The sequence below is a fragment of the Bradyrhizobium sp. genome (genome assembly GCF_017881085.1).
Lineage (GTDB): Bacteria > Pseudomonadota > Alphaproteobacteria > Rhizobiales > Xanthobacteraceae > Bradyrhizobium.
The window spans coordinates 1-7,221 of sequence record NZ_JADGRI010000280.1 but is presented as its reverse complement, the minus strand read 5'-3'; the positions used below and the strand labels follow the sequence as shown (position 1 = coordinate 7,221).

Here is a 7,221-nt window from a genome sequence, read left to right as displayed (position 1 = left end):
GCCTCGGTGGAGCGGAACAGCATCTCGCGATAGTCGCGGCGCGTCTCCTCGGTCGAAGCCGTGTTGATGGCGTCGAAGCGCTTCTTGATGGTGCCGGTGGATTCGTCGGCGGCCAGGATGCCCTTGCCGGGCGCGACCATGGCAAGGGCGACCTGGTTGAGATCGGCGAGATTCATCGATGCCTCCTTGTCCAGCGGGGACGCTTTGCGAGTCAAACTAGACCGTTCTCGGGCAAGACCCAAGAAATAGCCAAGAAAACCCAGCAAGAAAACCTGCCCAGCAAACTTGCCAGGAAACCCGCCAGGCAAACTTGCCGGGAAGACCGGCAGCGGGAACAGCGAGGCTGCTGCTCGCTCAGGAGGGCAGGCCCGTCATGCGACTTTCGGATCAAGCTCGCCCTTGACGTAGCGCTTGGCCATCTCGGCCGTGGTCAGAACCTTCTTGATCTTGCTGGCCTGGCCGGCGGTATTGAATTCCTGCAGCCGCTGCTTGCACAGCTTGGCCATCGCCTCCATCGCGGGCTTGAGATATTTGCGCGGATCGAATTCTTCGGGATTGTCCTTCAGGACTTTGCGGATCTGCCCGGTCATCGCCATGCGGTTGTCGGTGTCGATGTTGATCTTGCGGACGCCGTTCTTGATGCCGCGCTGGATCTCGGAAACCGGCACGCCCCAGGTCGGCTTCATCTTGCCGCCATTGGCGTTGATGATGTCCTGCAGGTCCTGCGGCACAGAGGACGAGCCGTGCATCACCAGATGCATGTTGGGCAACTTGCGGTGGATTTCCTCGATCACTTTCATGGCGAGGATGTCGCCGTCCGGCTTGCGGGTGAACTTGTAGGCGCCGTGCGAGGTGCCCATCGCGATCGCCAGCGCGTCGACCTTCGTCTCCTTGACGAACTTCACGGCCTCGTCCGGATTGGTGAGCAGCTGGTCGTGGGAAAGTTTGCCTTCCGCGCCGTGGCCGTCTTCCTTGTCGCCCATTCCGGTCTCGAGCGAGCCGAGCACGCCAAGTTCGCCTTCCACCGAGATGCCGCCGAGATGGGCCATGTCGGTGACGGTCTTGGTGACGCCGACATTGTAGTCCCAGTCGGCGGGCGTCTTGCCGTCGGCCTTCAGCGAGCCGTCCATCATGACAGAGGTGAAGCCGGCCTGGATCGCGGTCATGCAGGTGTCGGGCCCGTTGCCGTGATCGAGGTGCACGCAGACCGGGATCTGCGGATAAATTTCGGTCACCGCGTCCATCATGTGCTTCAACATGATGTCGTTGGCGTAGGACCGCGCGCCGCGCGAGGCCTGGATGATCACGGGCGCGTCCAGGCTGGAGGCGGCTTCCATGATCGCGAGCGCCTGCTCCATGTTGTTGATATTGAAGGCCGGCACGCCGTATTCGTGTTCCGCCGCGTGGTCGAGCAATTGACGCAACGTGATGCGAGCCATGTGTTCTGTTCTCCGCGTTAGGGCCGGTAGCCCAGTATGGATCAAATTCTCAGCGTATCCTCAAGACTTCGACGCCCGGCAACGGCTTCCCTTCCATCCATTCAAGAAACGCGCCGCCCGCGGTTGAAACATAGGTAAAATCGCCGGCCACGCCGGCATGGTTCAGCGCCGCCACGGTGTCGCCGCCGCCGGCGACCGAAATCAGCTTCTTGGCCTTGGTCCGCGCCGCCGCGTGCTTGGCCGCTGCCACGGTGCCGTGGTCGAACGGCGATATCTCGAAGGCGCCGAGCGGGCCGTTCCAGACCAGGGTCGCGGCATCGTCGATCGCGGCACGGATCCGCGCGATCGATTGCGGGCCGACGTCGAGGATCATGCCGTCGGCGGGTATCGCGTCGAGGCCGTAGGCCTGCGACGGCGTGTTGGCTTCGAATTTGAACGCGACCACGGCGTCCACGGGCAGGATGATCGCGCAATTGGCGGCTTTCGCCTTCTCGACGATCCGCAAGGCGGTCGCCGCGAGGTCCTTCTCCGCCAGCGACTTGCCGATGCCGACGCCCTGCGCGTGCAGGAAGGTATTGGCCATGCCGCCGCCGATCACCAGCGCGTCGACCTTGCGCACGAGGTTTTCCAGAAGATCGATCTTGGTCGAAACCTTGGCGCCGCCGATGATCGCGATCACAGGCTTGGTCGGGTGCTCCAGCGCCTTGCCGAGCGCGTCCAGTTCGGCCTGCATGGTCCGCCCGGCATAGGCCGGCAGCTTGTGGCCGAGGCCTTCGGTCGACGCATGGGCTCGGTGCGCCGCGGAGAAGGCGTCGTTGACCCAGATGTCGCCGAGCTTTGCGAGTTCGGCCACGAAGGCGGGATCGTTCTTCTCTTCCTCTTTGTGGAAGCGGGTATTTTCCAGGCAGAGGATGTCGCCCTCCTGCATCGCGGCGACGGCGTTTTGCGCCGATACGCCGATGCATTCGTCGGCAAAGGCCACCGGCTTGTTGATCACACGCGAAAGCTCCGCGGCGACCGGCTTCAGCGATTCCTTGGGGTCGCGTCCCTTGGGCCGGCCGAAATGCGCGAGCAGGATGACCTTGCCGCCCTTGGCCGAAATCTCGGTGATGGTGGGCGCCACGCGCTCGAGCCGCGTGGTGTCGGTGACGCGGCCATTTTCCATGGGGACGTTGAGATCCACGCGCAGCAAGACGCGCTTGCCCTTTACGTCGACGTCATCGAGGGTACGGAATGTTTTGGTCATGTGGCGTCACAGGTTAGAGGGGGATGTCGCGCTCGGGCGGATTCCCTTCCTGCCTGGTCGTAACCTTCGTGCCCTGGCGAAAGCCGTACACGATGAACGCGATCAACAGAACCGCGCCGGGAATGCCGATCCAGGCCGGAAGGGTCATTGAGCGCCCCCTACAGCAATTTCCCCATCGCCACGGCGGTGTCCGCCATGCGGTTGGAGAAACCCCATTCGTTGTCGTACCACGACATCACCCGCACCAGCGTGCCGTTCTGCACCTTGGTCTGGTCCATGTGGAAGGTGGAGGAATGCGGGTCGTGGTTGAAGTCGATCGAGACGTTGGGCGCGGTGGTGTAACCGAGGATGCCCTTGAGCTGCTGTTCCGACGCGCGCTTCATCGCCTCGTTGATTTCCTTGGCGTCGGTCTTGCGCGAAGCCACGATCTTGAGATCGATCACCGAGACGTTCGGCGTCGGCACGCGGATCGCGACGCCGTCGAGCTTGCCCATCAATTCGGGTAGCACCAGGCCGATCGCCTTGGCCGCACCGGTGGAGGTCGGGATCATCGACATCGCCGCGGCCCGGCCGCGATAGAGGTCCTTGTGCAGGGTGTCGAGCGTCGGCTGGTCGCCGGTATAGGCATGGATCGTGGTCATGAAGCCGGTCTCGATGCCGACAGTGTCGTTCAGCACCTTGGCCACCGGCGCGAGACAGTTCGTCGTGCAGGAGCCGTTGGAGACGACCAGATGATCTCTTGTCAGTTTGTCGTGGTTGACGCCGAACACGATGGTCGCATCGGCGTTCTCGGCGGGCGCCGATACCAGCACGCGCTTGGCGCCGGCGGTCAGATGCAGAGCGGCCTTGTCACGTGCCGTGAAGATGCCGGTGCATTCCAGCGCGACGTCGACGCCCAGTTCCTTCCAGGGCAGCTTGGCCGGATCGCGCTCGGAGGACACCTTGATCCTGCCGTGGCCGAGGCTGATCGAGTCGCCGTCGACGGTCACCGTGCCGGGGAAGCGGCCGTGCACGGAATCGAAGCGCAACAAATGCGCATTGGTCTCGACCGGGCCGAGGTCGTTGATGCCGACCACCTCGATATCCTTGCGGCCGGACTCGGCGATGGCGCGAAGCACATTGCGGCCGATGCGGCCAAATCCGTTGATTGCGACCCGGATTGCCATTCAACTTCTCCTCAAAGGTTCAAAATCCAACGCTTTACGGTCGGTTTGGCCGTTTTTTGCCGTTCTTGGGCTATTTCATGCCCTGAATGAAGGATCGTTGCAATGCATCATAATCCCGATCGTTCCGATAGGGTTACTTGCGGGGTTACTCGCAGGGTTACTTGCAGGGTTACTTGGCATTCAGGCGCTTTGACGCAGCCTCGACCACCGCGCCGACCGTGATCCCGAAGTGCTTGTAGAGCGCCTTCGCCGGCGCGCTGGCGCCGAAAGAGTGCATGCCGATGAAATCCCCGTCCGGGCCGATCACCGCATCCCAGCCGAACCGGACCGCGGCCTCGATCGCGATCTTGACCGGCGCGTTGCCGACGATCGCCTTGCGACGCTCCGCCGGCTGCGCCAGCAATAGTTCGAGCGAAGGCACCGACACCACGCGCGTCGCGATGCCGCGCCCGGCCAGCTCTTTCTGCGCGGCGACGGCGATTTCGACCTCCGAGCCCGACGCATACAGCGAAACCTTGGCCTCGCCCTGTGCTGCGACCAGTTCGTAACCGCCGTGGCTGCACCGGTTGTCGGCGTCGGCTGTGGTGCGCAGCGGCGTCAGGTTCTGCCGCGACAGCGCCAGCACGGTGGGGCCGGTGGTATTTTCCAGCGCCAGTTGCCAGCATTCGGCGGTCTCGACCGCGTCGGCCGGACGGAACACCCGCATGTTCGGCATCGCGCGCAGCGCCGCGAGGTGCTCGACCGGCTGGTGCGTCGGGCCGTCTTCGCCGAGCCCGATCGAATCATGGGTCATGATGTAGACCACAGGCGTATGCGACAGCGCCGCGATCCGCATCGAGGGCCGCGCATAGTCGGTGAAGCACAGGAAGGTGCCGCCCGCAGGGGCAAAGCCGCCATGGGCCGAAATGCCGTTCATGGCCGCCGCCATGCCCATCTCGCGGATGCCGTAGTGGATATAGCGGCCGCTGAAATCGTCCGGCGTCACTTCCTTCAAGCCCTTGGTGCGGGTGTTGTTGGAGGGCGTGAGGTCGGCCGAGCCGAGCAGCAGTTCCGGCATGACCGGCACCAACACCTCGAGCACCATTTCGCTCGCCTTGCGGGTGGCGATCGTCGGCGGCTCGGCGACGAGTTTTTCCTTCAGCTTGCGGATGGCGTCGGCAAGGCCCGGCGGGCGCTTTCGGTCGATCACCCGCCGCATGAATTCGTTGCGCAGCGCCTCCGGCTTGGCCTCGAAGCGGCTGAGCCAGTCGGCATTGGCGCTGGCGCCCTGCCTGCCGACATTGCGCCAGGCCGCGAGCACGTCGTCGGGGACTTCGAACGGCCCATAGTTCCAGCCCAGCGCTTTCTTGGCGCCGGCGAGTTCTTCAGCGCCGAGCGGCTCGCCGTGGGCCTTCGAGGTACCGGCTTTGTGCGGGGCGCCGAAGCCGATCGTGGTCTTGCAGGCGATCAGCGAGGGGCGATCGGAGGATTGCGCGGCGGCGATCGCCGCGGCGATGGCCTTCTGGTCGTGACCGTCGATTCGCACCGCGTTCCAGCCATGCGCCTTGAAGCGCGCCACCTGGTCGACATTGTCGGTCAGCGTGATCGGGCCGTCGATGGTGATGCCGTTGTCGTCGTACAGGAAGATCAGCTTGTTGAGCTTCAGGTGCCCGGCCAGCGCCAGCGCCTCGTGGCTGACACCTTCCATCAGATCGCCGTCGGAGCATAGCACGTAGGTGGTGTGGTCGACGATATCCTCGCCGAATTCCGCCGCCAGCAGCCGTTCGGCCAGCGCCGTCCCGACCGAGGAGGCGACGCCCTGGCCGAGCGGGCCGGTGGTGGTCTCGATGCCGGCTGTGATGAAATTCTCGGGATGGCCCGGGGTCTTGGAGCCGAGCTGGCGGAAATTCTCGATCTCCTCGATCGTCACGTCCTCGTTGCCGGTGAGGTACAACAGAGCGTACAGCAGCATCGAGCCGTGACCGGCCGAGAGGATGAAACGGTCGCGGTCCGGCCAGCGCGGATCGGCGGCGTCGAATTTCAGGAATTGTGTGAACAGCACGGTGGCGATGTCGGCCGCCCCCATCGGCAGGCCGGGGTGGCCGGAGTTGGCCTTCTCGACAGCATCCATCGCCAGTGCGCGGATCGCATTGGCCATACGGGAATGATCGACGCGCGTCATGATGAAAATCCGCCTGAAATGAGCCGCTTGTTGGCGATTCGCCCGCTGGCGAGCGGCCTCGGCACGAGCGTTGTTGGCAACGTGGAGTCAAGGGCTGGATAGCATCTCGGTTCCCGGAGTCCAAGGTAATGAAACGCGGCTCGGGTCGGAAAAGTTGCTTAGCGGTGCATAGCTTGCAACCGGCGTTGCGCTGGCCTTGCTTGCCACGTAAATTTCATCCTCTAAACGCTTGCCGAACCGGTAATTTTTCGGGTCCGGCAGCTTCAATCAGGCTTCAATCAAAGGTACGCGTTGACGCATGAGTGATCGCCCCGCGAACGGTTCGGGCAACATCGAGCCCTCATCGGTCGAAATCGACGTCGCTACGCGGCGGCTGATGGCAGCGCTCGAAGCGCTGGAAAGCGCGGTCGAGCGGCGGCGCGAGGCCGACCGCGACGAGAACGAGCTGGCGAGCCGGATCCAGGCGCTGGGCGCGGACCGCTCGCGGCTCGCCGACGAACTCGACGGTTCGCTGGTGAAATCGCGCCGCCTGGAGCGCGTCAATCGCGAAATCGCCGACCGGCTGGATGCCGCGATCGGCACCATCCGCTCGGTACTCCATGCCGGAGAAGATTCATGAGCCACATCAACGTCACCATCAACGGCCGGCAATACCGGATGGCCTGCGAGGAAGGGCAGGAGGTGCGGCTATTGAAACTCGCCGAGAGCCTCGAATCGCGCATCCAGAGCCTGCGCGGCAAGTTCGGTGAGATCGGCGACGCGCGCCTGGTGGTGATGGCGGCGCTGACGGTGTGCGACGACTTGCTCGACACCGGTCCGCGCATCCGGCAGCTCGAGGAGGAACTCGAAGCCCTGCGCGGCGTGCGCACGGCCGCGGCCGACCGCGCCCGCGCCACCCAGGTCGCGGTCGCCAATGCGCTCAACGCCGCCGCTGACCGCATCGAACGGACCACGCAGGTGCTGAACCGCACCATCGGCGGCGGGGTCGCGATTGGTTGACCAAGCGAACGGTTAGCGCTGGCGGTTTGGGGTAACCGTGGCTACATTGGCCTTGCGAAGCTGTGTCGCGCGTCAGGAGCCACATATCCCCGGGGCCTTATCGATCCTTAAGGGAACTGTCCCTGGCCGGGTCCGTGGATCCGGTCATATGGTGCCCACCTACTTTCGTAGGGAACTCCGGGATCGAGCGCTCCAACGGCCATCGCGGCT

At 64.2% G+C, this 7,221-nt stretch carries 8 protein-coding genes and 1 other RNA gene; 3 read left to right on the top strand and 6 right to left on the bottom strand.

Annotated features, from left to right (window positions below):
- The 6 genes from QZ213_RS21850 to tkt all read right to left on the bottom strand — a co-directional run.
- Positions 1-176 (bottom strand): class I fructose-bisphosphate aldolase (locus QZ213_RS21850; protein WP_291688173.1); only part of this gene is annotated, 176 nt, incomplete at its 3' end.
- Between the two features lie 195 nt (positions 177-371).
- Positions 372-1,439, bottom strand: coding sequence for a class II fructose-bisphosphate aldolase (gene fba / locus QZ213_RS21845; RefSeq protein WP_291688172.1), 1,068 nt, complete (start codon positions 1,437-1,439; stop codon positions 372-374).
- A 49-nt stretch (positions 1,440-1,488) separates the two neighbouring features.
- A complete protein-coding gene (locus QZ213_RS21840; protein ID WP_291688171.1) occupies positions 1,489-2,685 on the bottom strand; it encodes a phosphoglycerate kinase in 1,197 nt (398 codons plus the stop codon).
- Positions 2,686-2,698: 13 nt separating this feature from the next.
- Positions 2,699-2,833, bottom strand: coding sequence for a hypothetical protein (locus QZ213_RS21835; protein ID WP_291688170.1), 135 nt, complete (start codon positions 2,831-2,833; stop codon positions 2,699-2,701).
- Between the two features lie 10 nt (positions 2,834-2,843).
- Complete coding sequence (gene gap / locus QZ213_RS21830) at positions 2,844-3,851, bottom strand: type I glyceraldehyde-3-phosphate dehydrogenase (protein WP_291688169.1); 1,008 nt, start codon at positions 3,849-3,851, stop codon at positions 2,844-2,846.
- Positions 3,852-4,020: 169 nt separating this feature from the next.
- The gene (tkt, locus tag QZ213_RS21825) at positions 4,021-6,012 is read right to left on the bottom strand and encodes a transketolase (protein ID WP_291688168.1); all 1,992 of its coding nucleotides are present in this window, start codon (positions 6,010-6,012) and stop codon (positions 4,021-4,023) included.
- Positions 6,013-6,310: 298 nt separating this feature from the next.
- Between tkt and QZ213_RS21820 the strand changes: the two genes are divergently transcribed.
- The 3 genes from QZ213_RS21820 to ssrS form a co-directional block, all read left to right on the top strand.
- A complete protein-coding gene (locus QZ213_RS21820) occupies positions 6,311-6,631 on the top strand; it encodes a DUF4164 domain-containing protein (RefSeq protein WP_291688167.1) in 321 nt (106 codons plus the stop codon).
- Positions 6,628-7,011 (top strand): cell division protein ZapA, encoded by a 384-nt coding sequence (locus QZ213_RS21815; RefSeq protein ID WP_291688166.1) that lies wholly within the window; start codon positions 6,628-6,630, stop codon positions 7,009-7,011. Before QZ213_RS21820 ends, QZ213_RS21815 begins: the two co-directional genes overlap by 4 nt.
- A gap of 54 nt (positions 7,012-7,065) precedes the next feature.
- A non-coding RNA gene (gene ssrS, locus QZ213_RS21810) (6S RNA) lies at positions 7,066-7,221 on the top strand; the annotation flags it as partial.